Origin of the sequence: Virgibacillus salexigens, from assembly GCF_014905415.1 — a bacterium.
Classification (GTDB): domain Bacteria; phylum Bacillota; class Bacilli; order Bacillales; family Amphibacillaceae; genus Virgibacillus; species Virgibacillus salexigens.
Genome location: NZ_BNEO01000005.1, coordinates 79,724 through 99,820, shown reverse-complemented (window position 1 = coordinate 99,820; position 20,097 = coordinate 79,724). Strand labels below are relative to the sequence as shown.

Genomic DNA, 20,097 nt, shown 5'->3' with positions numbered 1-20,097 from the left:
TTCATCAGAGTAAATATATCCCAAGCCTACGATTACCATCGGAGGCTTGGCCTTCTTATACCAAATAGTAACTTTACACAAGGAAAGCGGTTACATATAATAGAATTATTCGATACTACAGGAGGGAACGAGATGAAACTAGTACACGAAGGAGACTTACTTTGGGAGCCGAGCGAAGCAAGAAAGCAATCTACCCAAATTTATCACTACATGCGTTGGTTAAAACAGCATAAGAATCTTGAATTTCAAGACTACCACTCCCTCTGGAAATGGTCGGTAAATAATGTGGAATCGTTTTGGTCCAGCATTTGGGAATATTTTGATATCCAAGCGAAGGATTCATACCATACGATATTAACTTCGCATCAAATGCCCGGAGCTAAATGGTTTCCAGAAGCAACAATAAACTATACAGAGCATATCTTTCGAAATCGTGCTACCTCTACTCGACCTGCTATTATTCATACATCTGAGAACCGTACAACGGAAGAAGTATCCTGGCAAAAACTATACCAAGATACCGTTGCGATGCAGCAAACCTTAAAAGAACTAGGAATTAACAAGGGAGATCGGGTTGTTGGTTATATTCCGAATATATATGAAGCAGTTGTATCGTTTCTAGCAACAGCGAGTCTTGGAGCTATTTGGTCTAGTGCATCTCCTGATTTTGGTACACAAAGTGTGATTGATCGTTTCCAACAAATCGAACCAAAACTCCTGATCACTGTTGATGGGTACCGCTATGGTGGAAAAAATTTTGATCGCACGGAAGTTGCGGCAAAGATTCAATCAAGTCTCCCTTCTTTAGAAGCAACGATTGCAATCCCTTATTTAGATGAACATGCAACCTTTAAAAAACTCTCTGCTGTCACCTATTGGGACCAAGTAATCAAGCAGGAGCAAGCACAAACATTAACGTTTGAATATGTTGCATTTAATGATCCATTATGGGTATTATTCTCTTCTGGTACAACAGGCAAGCCAAAACCAATTGTGCAAAGTCAGGGCGGAATTCTACTTGAACATTTAAAAGCGTTGAGCTTCCATGTGGATTTAGATGAAACAGATCGTTTCTTTTGGTTTACAACGACCGGTTGGATGATGTGGAACTTCCTTATTGGTGGTTTACTAACTGGCAGTGCGATCATTCTATATGATGGAAACCCTAGTTATCCATCTAAAAATAAATTATGGCAATTAGCTGAGGAAACAAAGATGACCGTGCTTGGAACAAGTGCTAGTTATATTACTGCTTGTATGAAAGAGGAATTGGAGCCAAAAGAGCAATTCGACTTAAGCCACTTATATAATATAAGTTCCACTGGTTCTCCGCTACCTCCAGAAGGTTTTCAATGGTGCTATGAGAACGTGAAAGATGATTTATGGATAGCTTCAGCTAGTGGTGGTACTGACGTTTGCACTGCTTTTATTCTAGGTGTACCTACTTTACCAGTTTACGCTGGTGAACTCCAATGTCGCGGGCTTGGTGCAAAAATTGAAAGTTTTAATGCGCATGGAAAATCACAGATTGAAGAGGTTGGAGAGCTCGTGTTGACAGAACCATTTCCTTCCATGCCCATATACTTTTGGAATGACGAAGACGGAACCAGACTACGTGACAGTTATTTCGATGTATTTTCTGGCATATGGTGTCACGGGGATTATATTAAGATTACTGAAAGAAATACCTGTGTCATTTATGGACGTTCTGATGCAACAATTAATCGTGGTGGAGTTCGTATTGGTACTAGTGAAATCTATCGTGCTGTCGACCACGTGCAATCGGTGGCTGATAGTTTAATTGTTGATATCCCAGCTCGCAATGGGGACTCATTTGTACCTTTGTTTGTCGTCATGAAAGAAGAACAGGAGTTAACTTCAGAAATTAAGCAGATCATTAAACAGCAAATTCGCACACACTGTTCCCCTCGCCATGTACCGACAGAAATCTATCAAGTTCCTGATCTACCTAAGACACTAAATGGAAAGAAACTTGAAATCCCTGTTAAAAAACTTTTAATGGGAAAGCCATTGGATCAAGTTGTTAATAAAGGCTCATTAAGTAATGAAGCGTCCTTAGATGCATTTCTTGAATTTGCAAACCACTTAAAAGTCTAATTTAGTACTCTAAACTTGTAGAGTTGTCTGCTTCCCTTTTCTCAAATAAGACTGATTGAATAGCATACCTTCTTACCAAAAAGAGACTTTCCATTTTATGAGAAAGTCTCTTTTTAAGCAAGTGTTTACAAAGAGGTTGTGGCTTAGAACCTACCAGAGCAAGCCTGACGCTTTTCCTTAACTGATCGATGCATCCGTCCGCTTCTGTGTCACTATACTTATCCCCACGTAGACGATGAACGAAATAATAACGGGTAACACGACCGAATGGAGTCCAAATGGTTGTGGAAAGAAACGATCGGATACAATATATAAAGCTACGCCAGTAAACATAGAAGACAAGGCTCCATACTTATTCCCTTTCTTCCAATATAAACCTAATACAATTGGCCAAATAAAAGCAGCCTCTAGCCCACCAAATGCAAATAAATTCAGCCAGATAATTAAATCCGGTGGATTTAATGCCATAATAAATACGATTATACCTAGTAATGCGGTTATCCCTATACTTAATCGTTTAACCGTTTGGTCAGACGCATTTGGCCTTACATAGTTAAGATAGACATCTTTTAGAATGGTCGAACTCACTAATAATAATAGCGAATCAACCGTAGACATGATTGCTGCCATGGGAGCTGCCAGGACAATTCCTGCTAACCAATTTGGCATGACTTCTAATGCAATTAAAGGCATAACACGATCGCCAACTTCGATTCCAGGTAAAATAGGCCGAGCAAATACCCCTATTAAATGCATATTTAACATGATAAAACCAACGACAATTGTCCCAATAATAATAGCCCGATGCATTGATTGTGCGTTTTTATAAGACATTGCCCGTACAGCAATTTGTGGTAATGCTACTACCCCAACACCGACCAGTATCCAAAAAGAGGATACATAGGCTGGAGTTAACTGTCCGTCTGATCCATATGGAGTAATTAAATTAGGATTTTCCGCTGTTAAATCTGCTATAATTTGTGGAATACCGCCACCAGCTATAATCACAGCGATAAGTAATATAAACGTCCCTATAAACATAATGCTTCCTTGAATCGCATCCGTCAAAGCAACCGCACGAAAACCACCGACAGTAACATAAATCAGCACAGAAACAGCGAATATAAATAGCGCAGATGTGTAATCAATTCCAATTAAGGATTCTATTAATCTTGCACCACCAATCCACTGCGCTGCCATTGCTGAAAAAAGAAAAACGATAATACTAACCGCCGAAAAGATAACGACCCACTTGGATTGATAACGCTGCTTCAAAAAATCAACCATTGTTAATGCCTTATACTTACGTGTTATAATCGCAAACTTCTTACCTAAAATCATCAACACAATATAACCTGTTGCAACTTGCGACATCGCTAACAGTACCCAGCCAAGCCCTTCATTATATGCTGTTCCAGGCCCGCCAATAAAACTACTTGCACTTCCATATGTTGCTGTCATTGTCATTGCCAGGACAAACCCGCCAAGACTACGACCACCCAAAAAATAATCTTGAACAAAGTTGGTAGATCCCTTTAAATAACCACCAGCCCAAATACCAACACCAAAAATAATAATTAAGATTGCGATTAACGGTAGTAGAGATTCCCAATTCATTCTGTTTCCTTCTCCTCATCATCAAATGAAATAACGACAAAAAATTTCTTGACTACAATTGTGACTAACACCGCTATAACAATAAAACCTACAACACAGCTATAAAAGAACCAGGCTGGTAAGCCAATGATATATGTATACTCGCTGATGTCTTTACTTCCTAAGCCGTAGGCAAACGCAAACCACCAAATAAAATGAAAAACAACCAAACCAACACCAATTAGTGCCTCTCGATTGGCGATTTTCATAGTATCCTTTTTCAAAAACTCACCCCCGTAATTACTTAAAACCAATATACCTTAATCCGTTATTTTATGTAAAATTAGAAAGCCTACCAACAGAAGATGTGCGTGACTCTAATTATATGAATACGGATAATTAAAAAATCGACAACTCATTAGAATTGCCGATTTTTATCCAGATTAATTAGCGAACACCTTTCATGAAGTGTTGAATTTTTTTAGAAAGTAAATACAGCATAAATCCAAGTAGGATTGCAACCCCACCAATTACTCCAAAGTAAATGACCTCTGTTTCTGGTGTGTATAGTTTTACAATCTGCGCATTAATTGCTTGAGCAGATGCGTTTGATAAGAACCATAAACTCATTGTTTGCGCGGAAAACGCTTGTGGAGCAAGTTTTGTTGTTGCAGATAAACCAACGGGTGATAAGCATAGCTCCCCAATTACAACAAGTAAGAAGCTGAGTACCAGCCAAATTGGACTTACTAAGCTATCAGTTCCATTTATTGTTGCAGGAATAATCATGACTAAGAAGGATAAACCTGCAAATAGTAAACCAATGGAGAATTTTTTCGGTGTGGATGGCTGACGCTCACCAAGCTTCATCCAAAATCCTGCAAATATTGGAGCTAATATTACAATAAATAACGGATTAAGAGATTGGAACCATGATGATTGCAATTCAAGACCTAGAAAGCTAAGTTCCGTACGTTTATCTGCATATTCAGCTAAAATGATAGAACCTTGTTCTTGAATAGCCCAAAACATGATAGCAGCAATAAACAATGGAATATATGCAACCAATCGTGATTTCTCATCTGCAGTAGTTTTAGGACTACGATACATCACGATAAAGTAAATGGTCGGAATTAGTATTCCTAATATACTTACTAAATAGGTAAAGCCATTAATTGTCAATATACCTGTTGGTATTGTTATTGCACCAAGGATAACAACAATAAGTGCGCCGATGCCAATACGACTGTATACCTTTTTCTTTTCATCTTGTTCAAGTGGATTCGGTACATAGGTTCCAGCAAGGCCAAGATATTTTTTCTTAGTAACAACAAATACAATTAATCCAAGAAGCATACCAATTGCTGCTACACCAAAACCTAAATGATAGTTATATTCTTGTCCTAATGTACCAACAACCAATGGCGCAATTAAAGCTCCCATATTAATACCCATATAAAAAATACTAAATCCAGAATCACGACGTACATCTCTAGGGCTGTACAGATCACCCACTACACTTGATACATTTGGTTTTAATAAGCCTGTACCAACGACGATAAGGAACATTGAAATAAATAGTCCAGTGGTTCCAGCAGGAAGTGCTAATACAATATGACCTGCCATAATTAGTACCCCACCGTAAAACACTGTTTGTTGTGTTCCTAACAGGCGGTCAGCAATCCATCCTCCAATAATACCAGACATATAAACGAGGGAGCCATATATTGCCATAATTGATTTAGCAGTGCCATCATCAATTCCTAAACCACCACTCGCAACCTCTGTATACATATAATAAAGTAAAAGTGCACGCATTCCATAATAGGAAAAACGTTCCCAAAATTCTGTGAAGAAAAGTGTGAATAGGCCTTTCGGATGTCCAAAAAATCCCTTTTGTGGGACACTTCGCACAATTTCTTCTTTGCTATGTGTTGACATGTTGTTAAACTCCTTTTCTTCCTTCAGAATAAACTGAAAATTATTTTTTTCGACAAAAATATGTTACTCCTATTAAAGTCATACGTCAAACGTCATAATTTAGAAAATATTGAGAAGTATTTCTTAATTATTACATTATTTAGTATTTAAAAAGTAAAAAATCTCTTTATTTTGAAGGAGAAGCACAACTTATCTCCTTCCTAATAAAGAGATTTTTCATAACAGATTCATCGTCGATTTAGGAAGACATTACCATATTATGACTTATTCGAATACTTACTAAACTCAGTCATAAATTCGAGAAGTCCTTTTAATCCTTCGATATTTGCAAATAACAGCATTAATGTTACCGCATTTACTGCAACTCCAACAATCACCCAGCGAATGATGTGCATATGCATGGTATTTCCTCCTTTGTTTTACACCTTCACCCCATCCAAAGCGGCTGTAACTACCACTTTATCTAGTGTATGAGATGATTCATATATAATATGATAAATAAAGATTATTGTCTATACCGAACCTTTCTTTAGCCTCCTGTTACTCATTTGTTTGGATTAGAAATCCAGCTTTCTTTAACGCTTCCTCTGCCTTATCTAACTGATTTTCATTAACACCTACTAAGGTATGGAGATGTACTCCCTCCGTTAGTTCCGATAAATATGACGCACCAGTTGATGTGATTTTTTCGATGAAATTTGCTACCTCAACCCGATTTGCTACCATAATAGACGCTGTTAAATCTCCATAAACACTGTGTTCAATTGTAACGTCTTTGACTGTTAAACCATGGTCCACAAGTAAATTCAATTCTTCTTCTGTTCGCATCGGAGGATGTTGACAAGCAACGATTCGTTCGGCACCAGCTGGAGCAGAATGTGAAATATAAAGATAACCTTGACTGGTTGCCATAATCGGCTCATTTTTAGCTTTCAGCAAGGTAATATCATTTACAATGACTTGTCGGCTTACATTCGTTAATTCTGCTAATTGCCCACCCTTTATTGGCTTATCTTCTTTTCTCAATAGATCTAAAATAGCTTTTCTTCTTTCTTCACCAAGGAGCTTCTGCTTCCCACTCATTCCATCACCGTCCAAGATTAATTGCGATATTAAAGACGTAATCATCCAATTTCAGTTCTTATTATACGCTTTGTGCTATTTCTTTTAAAGTATTCGCTAACGCTTTTACATCTTCACCTTTTGTATTTCTCCCAAAAGAAATTCGGATAAATTCCTTCTGTTCCTCTTGGGAATATCCCATCGCCAATAATGTATTTGCTTTCAAATGAACTGACTGACCACAGGCACTCCCTGTAGAGATCGCAAATCCCTTGCGATTACACTCTAACATTACCCATTGACCCTCCAAGCCTTTCACTATAACCCCTAATACATAGGGGTTTTGCCAATTAAATGGTGCTTCCACAATTCGAAATATGTGATCCATTTCCTTTGTTAATTGAGTTATAAACAAATTTCGTAACGCCATTACTTTCTCCCGTTCAACATGAGAAGCTTTTAATGCTGCTCCTACAAAGGCGGCGATACCGGGGGTATTAACCGTCCCCCCCCGGAAACCATGTTCATGTGTTTGATTAGGAAATAACCCCTTTACTGGAATATCAGGCTGAATGTAAACAGCCCCTACTCCTTTAGGTCCATAGATTTTATGGGCAGATATCGACATACTGTTAACCAGTGAACTGATGGGCTGCATCTCCATTTTGCCAAAAGATTGAATACAATCACTATGAAGAAGAATTTGCCTATCTTTAATTCGTTGATAAATAGCTTCAATGGGTTGGATAGAGCCTATTTCATTATTAACATGGCTAATTGTAATTAATACTGTGTCTGTTTGAATCGCTTCATTGAAATCATGTATATCTACTTGTCCGCTCTGGTTAAAAGGTAATTTCGTAATGGTGTAACCAAAATCCTTTAAAAAATCCAGGCTAGAACCAACGGAAGGATGCTCTGCCATTGACGTTATAATATGTTTTCCTTTATGACCTTGGCTGAAAGCTAATGAAGTAATCGCTAGTTGATTAGCCTCCGTCCCACTTGACGTAAAATAAATCCCTTGTGCTGGAACTTGTAATACAGCAGCCAGTTTTTCTCGGCAACTTTCTAGGATTTGTTTCGCATTTGTTCCTGTATCATGCAAACTACTGGTATTCCCCCAATAATCACGTGCCACTTCTTGATATATGGATAACACTTCTGGATCTATCGGAGTTGTCGCAGCAAAGTCAAAGTACTTCAACAATATCCCTCCCACCTTTTTCAGAAAAAACGCTTGTATTTATCGTAATTATATGTAATGATATGTGTCAAGACAATTGTAATATCAGGAGGTGCAAAAGTGCCTAAAACAGATGTGATTATCATCGGAAGCGGAATTGCAGCTTTGCAATTAGCGTATAACCTTCATCAACATTTGCATGTGATGATTATCACAAAAAACCAATTAACAGCTAATAATTCATATTTAGCCCAAGGTGGAATTGCAGCTGCTATCTCTAAAGATGACCATACGCAGCATCATTTTCTGGATACCATGATCGCAGGTGATTGGCACGGAAATGAACAAGCGGTAACAGCTCTTGTTCAAGAAGGAAAACAAGCCGTGGAACGATTCATTCATGCTGGTGCCCCCTTCGATATAACGAGGGAGGGAACGTATGATTTAGGTATAGAAGGTGCACATAGAAAACCACGAATATTGCATTCAGGTGGTGATCAGACAGGTAGAAAAATAACTGGTTTTATCATGGATGCAATTGCCGCTTCATCAACGATTGAATGGGTTCAAAATGAAATGGTTATTGATTTAATGTTAAACCGTAGCGGGAACTGCATCGGTGTGAAAACAAAGAACAAGCAGGATCAGTGTAAAACATACTTTGCTTCTCATGTTGTATTAGCCACGGGAGGTGCCGGAGGACTATTTACGCGTACCTCCAATCACCCCTCCATAGTAGGAGATGGGATCGCCTTAGCCTATCGGGCTGGAGCGCATATTACCGACCTGGAATTTTTTCAATTCCATCCCACTATCCTTACTGTAAATGGGAAAACAATCGGATTAATATCTGAGGCAATTAGAGGAGCAGGAGCAAAGCTTGTTAATGAAGATGGAGAAAAAATAATGACCGATATTCACCCACTCCAAGACTTAGGGCCAAGGCATATTGTAGCTTATGAAATCTATAAACAATTACAGTCTGGTAGAAAAATATATTTGGATATTTCGCCAATAACAAATTTTCAAGACCAGTTCCCTTCCATAGCAGCTATGTGTCTTGATAATCACATTGATATACATAAATGCAGAATTCCTGTTACACCAGGGTCCCATTTCATGATGGGCGGAATTATGGTCGATAAGTGGGGATGCACCACTAAAAAAGGGCTTTATGCTATTGGTGAAGTAGCATGCAGCGGGGTACATGGAGCGAATCGATTAGCAAGTAATTCACTGCTCGAAGGACTCGTATATGGGAATCGATTAGCGGCATTGTTACTAAGCAACAAGAAAGATACCACATTAGATTTCGACCCTATTGAAAAGAACCAGTCTCCACTAATCCAGCTTCCATTTACAAAAGAAGCGTTACAGGATACCATGATGCGTCATGTTGGTATTATTCGTAATCAAAACGGCTTAACCAAACAATTAAATTGGTTGAATAGATTTGCTTTGACTCCATTTCAAGCAATTGACCATAAGAGCAGATCAGACATTGAAACTTATTTTATGTGGATTCATGCTGTATTAATGACCGAATCTTCGCTGCTTCGAACGGAAAGTCGCGGAGCTCATATTCGATCTGATTTTCCAAATAAGGATCAAATAAATTGGTACAAAAAACGAATCATGCATAATCAAGAAAATAATAGAGCGAGGATAACCTATGATAAACAACATCAAATTGAAATCTATGCTTGAATCCTTTTTCATAGAGGATATTGGTGACGGCGATATTACTACACAGTATTTATTTGACAGTAAACAAATGGGAGAAATGCAACTGATCGCAAAAAGTCCAGGCATTTTTTGTGGGGAAGAAATCATTAACAGAGGGGTTCCTATCATTAATCCAATGGTCCATTCCCAACTATTTGTAAAAAATGGTGACAAGGTAGTTGAAGGAACGGAAATTGCTCGTATACATGGCCCGATAAAGGATTTACTTCAGGCTGAACGAGTGGTACTTAATCTTATACAGCGTATGAGTGGAATCGCTACTTTAACTGCTCACGCCGTGGATGTAATAACTGGTACAGAAGCGAGAATTTGTGACACTAGAAAGACAACGCCTGGACTACGAATGCTTGAAAAACATGCCGTCAGATGCGGTGGCGGTTTTAATCATAGACTTAGTTTAGCTGACGCAGTGATGATAAAGGATAATCACATTGCCTATGCCGGGTCGATCACAAATGCTATTCGAAATTTAAAAAACGGTCTAGGTCACACGATCAAAATCGAAGTTGAAATTGAAACCGAGGATCAATTAGTTGAGGCAGCTGCAAACAATGTAGATATTATTATGTTTGATAACTGTTCCCCGCAAACAATTAAACAATGGATACATCATGTCCCTAACAATATTACTACAGAAGCTTCTGGTGGAATAACAATGGATCAGCTTTATAATTATGCTACGAGTGGTGTTGATTTTATTTCATTGGGATATTTGACACATTCTGCATCGGGACTGGATATTAGTGCACAGGTACGTGCGGAAAATCAAATGGCAAAATAGGAGGAAATAAAAATGGGGTTACTTGAAGAGCTAACAGGTTCATTACATACGATTGATGATAAATACCTTCATTTAACGAAAGAAGAAATGGAACAACGCGTCCAAGAAATCAAACAAACATTAGGAGATTCATTATTTATACCAGGACACCATTATCAAAAAGATGAAGTTATTCAATTTGCAGATGCCGTGGGAGACTCGCTTCAACTAGCTCAAGTGTCTGCTGAAAACCCCAAGGCAACCTATATTGTTTTTTGTGGGGTACATTTCATGGCAGAAACAGCAGATATATTAACGAACAACGATCAGAACGTGCTTTTACCTGATATGCGCGCAGGTTGCTCGATGGCAGATATGGCAGATATACACCAAACGGAGAGAGCCTGGTCATCCTTACAAACTATATTTGGAGATAGCATTGTACCCTTAACCTATGTTAATTCTACAGCAGCGATTAAATCGTTTGTTGGAAAGCACGGCGGTACTACGGTGACATCATCGAATGCGCATAACATGGTGAATTGGGCCTTTTCCCAAAAAGAAAGAATTCTATTTTTACCAGACCAACATTTAGGTAGAAATACTGCCTCAGATATTGGTATTGGGCTAGATGAGATGGCGATCTGGGATCCAATCAACAACGAACTTCTTTTTGAAGGGGACGTAGAAAGAATTAAAGTCATTTTATGGAAGGGGCATTGTTCCGTTCATGAGAATTTTACATTATCAAATGTTGAAGATGTACGTAAAAACGATCCAAGTATGAATATCATTGTACATCCAGAATGTCGGAAAGAAGTAGTTGACGCATCTGATTATAATGGGAGTACCAATCATATTATTCGTACCATCGAACAAGCAAATCCTGGTACTGCTTGGGCAATTGGTACAGAGATGAATCTTGTCCAAAGACTGATTGATCAGCATCCCGATAAACAAATTATATCTTTGAATCCACATATGTGCCCTTGTCTAACGATGAATAGGATTGATTTGGCCCACCTCCTTTGGTGCCTTGAGTCCATTATCAGCGGCAAACCAGTCAATCAAATCAAAGTGTCCCAAGATGTATCAACCAATGCTGCCCTTGCACTTCACCGCATGTTCCATTCATTATAAATAAATGAAAAAACCTTGCCTGAGTTATGGTATGCTTAGGCAAGGTTTTGCTTTTACTTTCCTATCAACGGTTTCTTACACCAGCAAATAGACATCGTCTCTCGTAGTCCGTCATATCAAACGTTCTTGACCCCAATCCATTTGTAATGACCAAGGTCACTTCTTTTTCCTTTAAAACATCTACTTGCCTTTTGTGTAAAAAGACAAAACGATAACTCCAACCATTCTCGATATCAATTGTTACACGTGCCCCATTCTCGATATCTAACAAATCTCTTGTATAGACTGTTGCTATCCCAAAATCATGCTTTGGTTCTATTTCTACTTCAGGAGTGCCGCCTGGATCACCTGGTTCTTCATCGGTTTCCGTTATCCTGCCTTCTGAAGCATATTCAAATGGATTGTCAGCTGTACTATTTAAACTTTCTACGAAATCAACCGTGGCATCAATATCCGCTGGTCCGGTGACTGGGTTCTGTCCCAGATCCTTGATCGGTCCCTCAGACGTTGCCATAAAATTATTTACCGTTAGGGTATATACCTCTTCTCTATCAATTAACGTACCATCAGGAAAACTTACGTTAACGACCTGATTTAAGGACGGGTTCCATGTATAATGTAATCCACTCACACTATAATCAGGTCCATATTCAGGAGAAATCTGTTCATTTAGGATCGTATAGATATCTTCACCTGTAACTTCCACTGTCATTAAAGTATTTCCAAATGGCTGTATATTATATAGGTCTCCCCACGTCACTTCACCTGCAAGGAGATCGTCTCGAATACCTCCACCATTCATCATGGCAAAATCGCTATCCATTGACCATTTCATTCCATCTGCAAGCAAATTACCTAATCCATGATCACCATCGACAATATAATCACCTGTTAAATCCGTAGCATTATAGCCAATCACTTCATCCAAAATTGGTCCGATTTGATTTTGATATTTTTCTAGAATAGCTGCAACCTTGTCGTCTGGCTGATAATCACTTTGTTTCACAAAGACAATTTCTGCTTCTTTTTGGATAATATCTCCTGTTTCTCGGTCAATTTCCAAATCAATGTCCGCAAATGCCTTTCCATATTCAGAGGCTTGAACGATTAACTTATTATCTACCACACTATCAACCACTTGATGGTTATGCGCTGCAAGAATCACATCAACCGCATCATCCACATTATTTGCTAAATCTGCAGCTTCTCCTGTTGCACCATCCCCATCTTGCTCAGCAGGAATGTGAGCCGAAATAACAATCGATTCTACTCCTTGACTTTGTAATTCAGCTACCGCATCATTCACTGCAGCTGTAGGATCTGTAAACTCAATATCTTGAATACCTTCAGGCATGACGATATTCGCCGTCTCTTCCGTAGTCACACCAACAAAACCAATCTCTACACCATCAACTTCTTCCACATAATAAGGGGGTAATATCGGATCACCACTACCCTTGTATACACAATTAGCACAAAGATTCGGAAAGTCCATGCCATCATAATCAGGAGTACCATCCGGGTGCTCCCCACCATCGACCATACGCAATAATTCGTCCGTACCTTCATCAAATTCATGATTACCGACCGTACCTACATCGAATCCAATTTCCTCCATAATTTCAACTGTAGGCTCATCCTGCAATAAACCAGAAACTGGTGAACTTCCACCAATCATATCACCTGAATGTACAACTAAAGCGTTCTCGTGTTCCTGATCTCTTTGTTTGATCGCAGAAGCTAAATAATCGGAGCGACCATACATGGCCAATGTGCCATCACCATCTGGATCTAATTCATATTCCTGATCTATCTTTCCGTGAAGATCATTCACTCCTAATAATTGTACCTGTAAATTTTCATCGGCTGTTTCCTCTGCTGGAGAATATCCATAGGATTCTGCTTCCTCCGGGCTTGAGAAAAACACACGCTTCTCAACAGGAACATCTGCCCAATTATCTGGAACAACATACTCCTTAGTATCCGAGTTACCTACATATCGTTGAAATCCTTTTTGATCATCGTTTGCACGGAACACAAATGGTAATTCCATTAGAGGGTTTTCAGCATTCCAAATACCTAACTCCCTATCTTTTGCTTGCTTAACCGCATGTTGGTACTCTGGGTACACTTCGTCATTAAAAGGAGCTATAAAATAAGTCGATGCATATCCCTGTCTTACCATTTCTAGATTAATATTCATGCCATCTTCTTTTCGAATGATCTCTGCTAGCAATCTACCATAGTCATCTGTAGGTGTGTCGCTAAGCTTAACAATAATTTCATCACCAGACTGAATTAACTCATTGATATAACTTGTAGCTTCATCCCCATGATACTTTTGGTTTTGATTGATTTCGTCTCTTGCTGGATCCTCATTATGTGCGGCATACGTTTCCGGTGTATCCATATTGACAAATCGAACCCTTGTTTCACCGAGTACAGGATCTGCAATACGGATGGTATCTCCATCCGTTACCGCTTCAACGGTTGTTTCATATTCTCCTGAGGCGGATGGTGGATCTGGTTGTTCCGCCGCCACCTCAAAATCTGCTTGCTCTGTGGGAATAACCTGATAATTATTGTATTGGCTTACAATCCCTGTAACGTTGTACCATGCATCTTCCTCCACTTGTGCTATATCTAAGGCATTTTCCATAATACGGAGCGTCGTACCATTATAATCACTATCAATAAATGATACATTGTATCCACCACCAGCAGGACTATCTGGAATACTAGATAGATACCCATTTACACGAACACGTTCCCCTTCAAGTGACTCTGCTGTCTCCTCATTTTGTAAATCTTCTAAACTAACTTCTTGTACCTCTGGTAATGGTTGATCGGACTCCAATACCTGTATACTAGTAGGGACTACCTCTTTTAATCCATTGTATGTGGCCAATTCACCAACAATTTTTACTTTATCTCCCTTTGCAAGCTCTGGTAATTCACCTTGTTCATAGGCAAATAGATTAATACCGCCAGTAACGTCTTGTATGTACGTTGTAAATTGGGTGCCGTTACTAATAGCAGCTGAATTCACCGTGACAGTTCCTTCTACTGATACCGTTGTACCATCATCAAACTGTCTAGCCTCTTCAATAGTAGAAACATTAGGATCCTCTGGGTCGGGTTCTCCTGGATCACCAGGATTGTTTTCATCGATGGTATGGACACCAAGATTTTCAAAATAATCGTGGTTATGCTCTGTCCATTCTGCCACATCATAGGTTGTATTTGACATATTTATGGAAGGCTTTCTGACAATCGTCATATCTATTGCATAGTTACTATCATCCCCAACCGTACCCAGTATATCGATGTTGTTCTCGTTCTTCTGTAAAGCAATTGCGTCATTTCCATTAAAATTAATAACCGTTGTATTCGTTTGATCAGCGACTTCTAAAATGGATTCATCAGCATTTGTATGTGCAAGTACATACACTTCATCTTGTGCTAATGTCCCTTCAAGATTCAATGTTTGACTAGCATCCTCCGCCCCATTGCTATAAAGTGCCAATTGATAATTGCCTAAATCTACCTCCGCCCCTGTACCATTGTAAATTTCAATTGCCTTATTATAGGAGCTTCCTTCTATATACTCTGAAATAAACAACTTATCTGCCGTCTCTGTGTTGTCTGCCGCAGCTACTGATGTACGTAATACTGGTGAAAAATTCATTACAATAAGCGTAAAGATAAGTAATAAGGAAAAACACTGCTTCACCCGTAATTTTCGCATCTGCAACCTCCTCAGGATTTAGTAGTTTGTTGTCATGTTACGTCGACATGACACACTTTTACTATCGCATAACATACATGTATAATCTATAATAGATTAGTAAATTTTTGGTAAATTCAAACCAATAGTACCACTAATTTATTAAATTAGGAAAAAAGATCTAAGATCTACATTTAAACCGATAACAGTTTATCAATGAAAGAAGGCGATAGAAATTTACTCATATAGGCTTGCAAAAACAAAGATCATTCACTATAATTTTTATGTACGGGGCATTAGCTCAGTTGGGAGAGCGCTTCGCTGGCAGCGAAGAGGTCAGCGGTTCGAGCCCGCTATGCTCCATCTACTTCATGTAAAAAGCAAACATGAGAACCTTGATTAACTCCTTCATGTCCCCCAATCACGTGAAGGCTATGGCCAATACTTGCAAATCCTTCTTCTGGCTGGATTAACACCAAACGTTTATCATATAACTTAGGGGAGAATTCGTAATTACGTACAGCAAAGTCTCGATTTATTACAGAAGAACAGCCCATTCCTTTGATCTTCGGAATATTATATCCACCAAATAATGTTGCCGCTTTTAAAAATGGGATGGCTAACCCGTCTGCCAACCCATGAAGTTCATCTACCAAATGTGGTGCCAACTCTTGGTAAATTGGTATTACTGCTTCTGCGTTTCTGTCATTCTCCTCCATTATCGAGAAGGTGTGCATTAATTCACGGTTTAATTGCTTGCCCTGTATGTACCCATTCCTAAATGAAGTTCCTCTAATTTGTAGTACATCAACCTGTATTTCCTCCAATTGCATTTCATCTCCCTTTGCTAAACATGAACATTCATTCTTACCTACGACATGATAATCGTTTTTCCCTCTCTAAACATCAACATTTCTCATTTCAAATACATATGCTATCGTAATTAAGCCTTGCATAGAGGAGGTACCATATTGAAGGATATAACTGTCATTATTATGTGGCCATCTGATCGTGTAGCATTTCATAAATCCCTTCAGTCTTTACATCGTCTAAATGCAAGAATTACTTCCATTGTTGTAATGATCGATTCCAACAGTACTTCCATAAAAGAAAGTAACATGCCTTCTTATTCGTTTCCAATTACCTTAATAACAGTGAATGATGTTAACGCTGGAGAGTGCATAGACCAAACAATAAACCAATTAGCTAGTAGTTATGTGCTGTTTCTACAAGATTCAATGTGTCTTTCTCCAAATGTAAATTCAGAATTTATCCAGCTACCAGATGCAGTATTTGTCTTAGCAACCAATTACGTTACGCCTAACAATATACCTATTCAAATGCCCTTATTCGTTTGCACCGCTTATATGCAGCAACAAACCAAATTCTCAGTAATAAGCACCCCTTTTAAAGAAGGGTTATTACCAATATGGCTGTCCTTGTTAGAAGAAACCCATAAAATAAGTAAGAAGGATTGCTTGAAACAAGCCAGGAGGAATCGTTCTGCAACGAGCCTTGAAAAGGAAAGATTCGTACAAAAACACCAATCCAATGCGATAACTTCTTCGACTAATAAACCCTCATTATCCGTAATGTTGGCAAATTATAATATGCAGGGTTATGTAGCAAATGCGGTTGCATCATGTCATTGGCAAACGGAACCCTTTGAACAAATTCTTGTTATAGATGATGGTTCTACAGATCGATCCTATCAGCAATTATTACGGTGGGAAAAACAATACAAGATCCAGTTACTTCATAAAAAAAATGAAGGGAAAGCAAAAGCATTAAATAAGCTGTTACCCTATGTTTCTAGTGAATTTATCTTAGAGTTGGATGCAGATGATTGGCTTGACCCAGATGCTGTATCAATCATTACAACGTATTTAATGACTTTACCGCAAGAAATTGGTGTATTGTACGGCAATTTTCGCAGATGGAAGCAACGAGACAATAATTTGCTTTATAAAGGAATTAGTCAAGGAAAAACCATCAAAGATATACATGATTTAATGGCTTATCGCTTTCCACTTGGACCACGGATATATCGAACTTCCATGTTAAAAAAGCAAGGTGGGTTTCCAATCATTGAGTATGAAGAAGGCCGGCTTTACGAAGACGTAGCTGTATTGAAACAGCTGTTTACTACCTCTCCTTTCCGCTATCAGGATTTTACAATTTATAATGTAAGAGAACATCCAGAGAGCATTACTAAAAAAGAGAATGGGAAATGGAAAGAATTTTTAAGGACACTAAACAAAAAGAGTAATAGATAGATGCTATCTATTACTCTCTAAAAATTCCTTCACGATGGATATCACATATGCTTGTTTCTGGATCGATAGCATAGGATAAATCGGTAAAGCTAGTATTCGTTTCGCTGTTTTTTCAGCAATAGGAAAATCCCCTTCTTTATATTTAAGGTATTGGAATGCGACTTGTAAGTGTAATGGTATTGGGTAATAGATAGCAGAAGCAACTTTATGTTTGTTTAATTCCAAAGCCAGTTCATCTCTATTATCTAATTCAATACAATACTGATGAAACGTATGCCCCCGATTTTGCGGAACAGAAGGAGGACGTAATTGCTGATGAAAGCTCTCCGTATATCTTCTAGCAACCTCTTTTCGTTGGTGTAGAAAGATATCCAAATAAGGGAGCTTTGCTAACAAAATTGCAGCTTGGAATTCATCAAGCCGGCTATTCATACCTAATAATGTGTGATAATATTTCTGCTCACTTCCATGGTTTCGCAATTGCATTAACTTCTCATAAAGACTTTGTTGATTTGTTGTTATTAAACCGGCATCTCCATACGCGCCTAAATTTTTGGAAGGAAAGAAAGAAAAACAGCCAATGTCACCAATCGCTCCAGCTCTTACTCCATTATATTCTGATCCAATTGCTTGACAAGCATCTTCTATCACCTTAATTTGATACTTTTTAGCTACTTCCATAATGCTTTTCATTTCAGCCATTTGTCCATATAGATGGACAACAATAATAGCTTTTGTCCGATCTGTTATTACTTCTTCTATTCTGGAAGGATCTAGGTTATACGTTGCTTCATCAATATCAACGAATACAGGGGTGGCACCGACTTGCGCAATAGCCTCGCCAGTGGCAAAAAAAGTAAATGGCGTTGTGATCACCTCATCCCCAGGGCCAATATCAAATGCCATTAGAGATAGTTGTAACGCATCCGTTCCATTCCCTACGCCGACTGCATACGGAACTCCTATATATCTTGCAACATCCTCTTCTAATTGTGCTGCTTTCGTTCCAAGAATATATTCCCCGCTATCTAAAACCTCGGTAAGACTTGCTAGAATTGGGTTTCTTACTAAAGCTAATTCTTCTTTTAAGTCAACCATTGGTATTGGGGTTAAACTGTGGTTAGACACATTACCACTCCCCTTTTTCACTTTGTTGGCCGATACTTTGATAAGTAATCCCGTGTTTTTTGATATCTTCCTGTTTTAATTGATTACGTCCATCAAATAAAAGCTTACAATTGGTAAAGTCTTTAAAATTTAAATTCTTATAATCGTCATGATAGGCCTGCAAAATAATAATATCAATCTTGGAGATGGATTTGTCTTGTAGAGAAAGCGGCGTTACCCCAAATGCATGAATTTCTCTATCTGAGAATAATGGATCATTCACAAAGACGTTGGCATTCATATTCAGTAGTTGATCTATTAGTAATAACGTCGTTGATTTCGTTGGCTCCTTTACATTCTCTCTATATGAAAGTCCCAATATAAGAACATTCCTATTTGCTAGACTACCAACTTCCTTCTTAACCTGTGAGATGGCATAGGCTGCCATGCCATCATTAACCTCTCTAGCAAGTGGTGTTAGCCCTTGATTTAATCCTTTATTAATAAAGAAATATGGGTAGATCGGGATACAATGTCCCCCAACCCCTATACCTGGTGAATGTATATGTGAATACGGCTGACTATTACTAGCTACGATTACTTCAGATATATTAACTCCCGTTTGATCTGCAAATTGAGCAAGTTCATTCGCAAGAGCAATATTAACATCCCGATATACACATTCTGCCACTTTTGAGAATTCAGCGGTTTCAATTGAGCTTACTTCTATTAGCTGACAGTTTAATGCCTGCTTATAAAATGTAGATGCTAACAATAAACTTTTCTCATTTATGCCGCCAACTACTTTTGGATATTTTTCCAAGTCCTCGATGATTCGGTTTGAATACACTCGTTCAGGACTGTATGCAAGATAGAAGTCCGTACCTAACCGTAAACCCGATCGCTCTTCAATTCGTTTTCCAAACCGGTTTTTCGTGTCCCCCGGTGGCAGTGTTGTTTCAAAAATAACTAATGACCCCTTCTTTATCCCTTTAGCTATGTCTTCCACTACAGCATCGATCATTTGATAATCAATTTGGTTAGCGGCATCGACTAATACAGGGACAATAACAACAATGATGGAAGAATGAGCAACAGCTTCCACATTGTCGGAAGTAGCCCGCATTTGATTATTTTCAACGGCACCCGAAACTAATTGATCTAATCCTGGCTCATTATTAATATGTGATTTCCCTTGGTTAATAGAAGCAACAACTTCTTTGTTTTTATCTGCACCAAAAATATAATACCCATTTGTTGCAAATACAGCAGCCAAGGTAAGCCCAATTTTGCCAAGTCCAATCACAGCTACACTCGCTTGTTGTTCGTCTATGGTCATGGATTTACCCTCATTTCTATGAGAAGATTTTCTATAGGATATGATTGTAAATCATAGACAGTTTGGACGTTGTCACCGGTTGGAAAAACTTCAACTGCT

At 38.5% G+C, this 20,097-nt stretch carries 15 protein-coding genes and 1 tRNA gene; 6 read left to right on the top strand and 10 right to left on the bottom strand.

Annotated elements, in window-relative coordinates:
• Positions 1 to 132: 132 nt before the first annotated feature.
• Entirely contained in the window at positions 133 to 2,118 is a 1,986-nt protein-coding gene (locus JKP73_RS17685; RefSeq protein ID WP_188943727.1) for an acetoacetate--CoA ligase, read from the top strand.
• A gap of 177 nt (positions 2,119 to 2,295) precedes the next feature.
• Here JKP73_RS17685 and panF read toward each other — a convergent pair whose 3' ends face one another.
• The 6 genes from panF to JKP73_RS17655 all read right to left on the bottom strand — a co-directional run bounded on the left by panF (position 2,296) and on the right by JKP73_RS17655 (position 7,924).
• Positions 2,296 to 3,735, bottom strand: a complete 1,440-nt coding sequence (panF, locus tag JKP73_RS17680; protein ID WP_200411599.1) for a sodium/pantothenate symporter — start codon at positions 3,733 to 3,735, stop codon at positions 2,296 to 2,298.
• Entirely contained in the window at positions 3,732 to 3,983 is a 252-nt protein-coding gene (locus tag JKP73_RS17675) for a YhdT family protein (RefSeq protein WP_200411647.1), read from the bottom strand. The genes panF and JKP73_RS17675 overlap by 4 nt, the downstream gene beginning before the upstream one ends.
• A gap of 178 nt (positions 3,984 to 4,161) precedes the next feature.
• A complete protein-coding gene (locus JKP73_RS17670; RefSeq protein WP_021288770.1) occupies positions 4,162 to 5,655 on the bottom strand; it encodes a peptide MFS transporter in 1,494 nt (497 codons plus the stop codon).
• 257 nt (positions 5,656 to 5,912) lie between these two features.
• Entirely contained in the window at positions 5,913 to 6,056 is a 144-nt protein-coding gene (locus JKP73_RS17665; RefSeq protein WP_021288771.1) for a hypothetical protein, read from the bottom strand.
• A 139-nt stretch (positions 6,057 to 6,195) separates the two neighbouring features.
• Complete coding sequence (locus JKP73_RS17660; protein WP_021288772.1) at positions 6,196 to 6,738, bottom strand: transcription repressor NadR; 543 nt, start codon at positions 6,736 to 6,738, stop codon at positions 6,196 to 6,198.
• A gap of 61 nt (positions 6,739 to 6,799) precedes the next feature.
• Complete coding sequence (locus tag JKP73_RS17655; protein WP_160807506.1) at positions 6,800 to 7,924, bottom strand: IscS subfamily cysteine desulfurase; 1,125 nt, start codon at positions 7,922 to 7,924, stop codon at positions 6,800 to 6,802.
• 99 nt (positions 7,925 to 8,023) lie between these two features.
• Between JKP73_RS17655 and nadB the strand changes: the two genes are divergently transcribed.
• The 3 genes from nadB to nadA are packed head-to-tail and all read left to right on the top strand — an operon-like array spanning position 8,024 to position 11,549.
• The gene (gene nadB / locus JKP73_RS17650; RefSeq protein WP_234447131.1) at positions 8,024 to 9,610 is read left to right on the top strand and encodes an L-aspartate oxidase; all 1,587 of its coding nucleotides are present in this window, start codon (positions 8,024 to 8,026) and stop codon (positions 9,608 to 9,610) included.
• Positions 9,579 to 10,430, top strand: coding sequence for a carboxylating nicotinate-nucleotide diphosphorylase (nadC, locus tag JKP73_RS17645; protein WP_031334892.1), 852 nt, complete (start codon positions 9,579 to 9,581; stop codon positions 10,428 to 10,430). Before nadB ends, nadC begins: the two co-directional genes overlap by 32 nt.
• 12 nt (positions 10,431 to 10,442) lie before the next feature.
• Complete coding sequence (gene nadA, locus JKP73_RS17640) at positions 10,443 to 11,549, top strand: quinolinate synthase NadA (protein ID WP_160807508.1); 1,107 nt, start codon at positions 10,443 to 10,445, stop codon at positions 11,547 to 11,549.
• A 64-nt stretch (positions 11,550 to 11,613) separates the two neighbouring features.
• Here nadA and JKP73_RS17635 read toward each other — a convergent pair whose 3' ends face one another.
• Positions 11,614 to 15,297, bottom strand: coding sequence for a 5'-nucleotidase C-terminal domain-containing protein (locus JKP73_RS17635; protein WP_200411597.1), 3,684 nt, complete (start codon positions 15,295 to 15,297; stop codon positions 11,614 to 11,616).
• A gap of 269 nt (positions 15,298 to 15,566) precedes the next feature.
• Between JKP73_RS17635 and JKP73_RS17630 the strand changes: the two genes are divergently transcribed.
• A tRNA-Ala gene (locus tag JKP73_RS17630) sits at positions 15,567 to 15,639 on the top strand.
• Here the strand turns inward: JKP73_RS17630 and JKP73_RS17625 are convergent.
• Positions 15,630 to 16,103: a carcinine hydrolase/isopenicillin-N N-acyltransferase family protein gene (locus JKP73_RS17625; RefSeq protein WP_200411596.1), complete on the bottom strand. Its 474-nt coding sequence runs from the start codon at positions 16,101 to 16,103 to the stop codon at positions 15,630 to 15,632. The genes JKP73_RS17630 and JKP73_RS17625 overlap by 10 nt on opposite strands.
• Before the next feature lie 144 nt (positions 16,104 to 16,247).
• Here JKP73_RS17625 and JKP73_RS17620 point away from each other — a divergent pair, with 144 nt between their 5' ends.
• Entirely contained in the window at positions 16,248 to 17,552 is a 1,305-nt protein-coding gene (locus JKP73_RS17620) for a glycosyltransferase family 2 protein (RefSeq protein ID WP_188943778.1), read from the top strand.
• Positions 17,553 to 17,555: 3 nt separating this feature from the next.
• Here the strand turns inward: JKP73_RS17620 and JKP73_RS17615 are convergent, their stop codons facing one another.
• Positions 17,556 to 18,680: a DegT/DnrJ/EryC1/StrS family aminotransferase gene (locus tag JKP73_RS17615; RefSeq protein WP_021288779.1), complete on the bottom strand. Its 1,125-nt coding sequence runs from the start codon at positions 18,678 to 18,680 to the stop codon at positions 17,556 to 17,558.
• Position 18,681: 1 nt separating this feature from the next.
• A complete protein-coding gene (locus JKP73_RS17610; protein WP_200411595.1) occupies positions 18,682 to 19,998 on the bottom strand; it encodes a nucleotide sugar dehydrogenase in 1,317 nt (438 codons plus the stop codon).
• Positions 19,999 to 20,097: the final 99 nt, after the last annotated feature.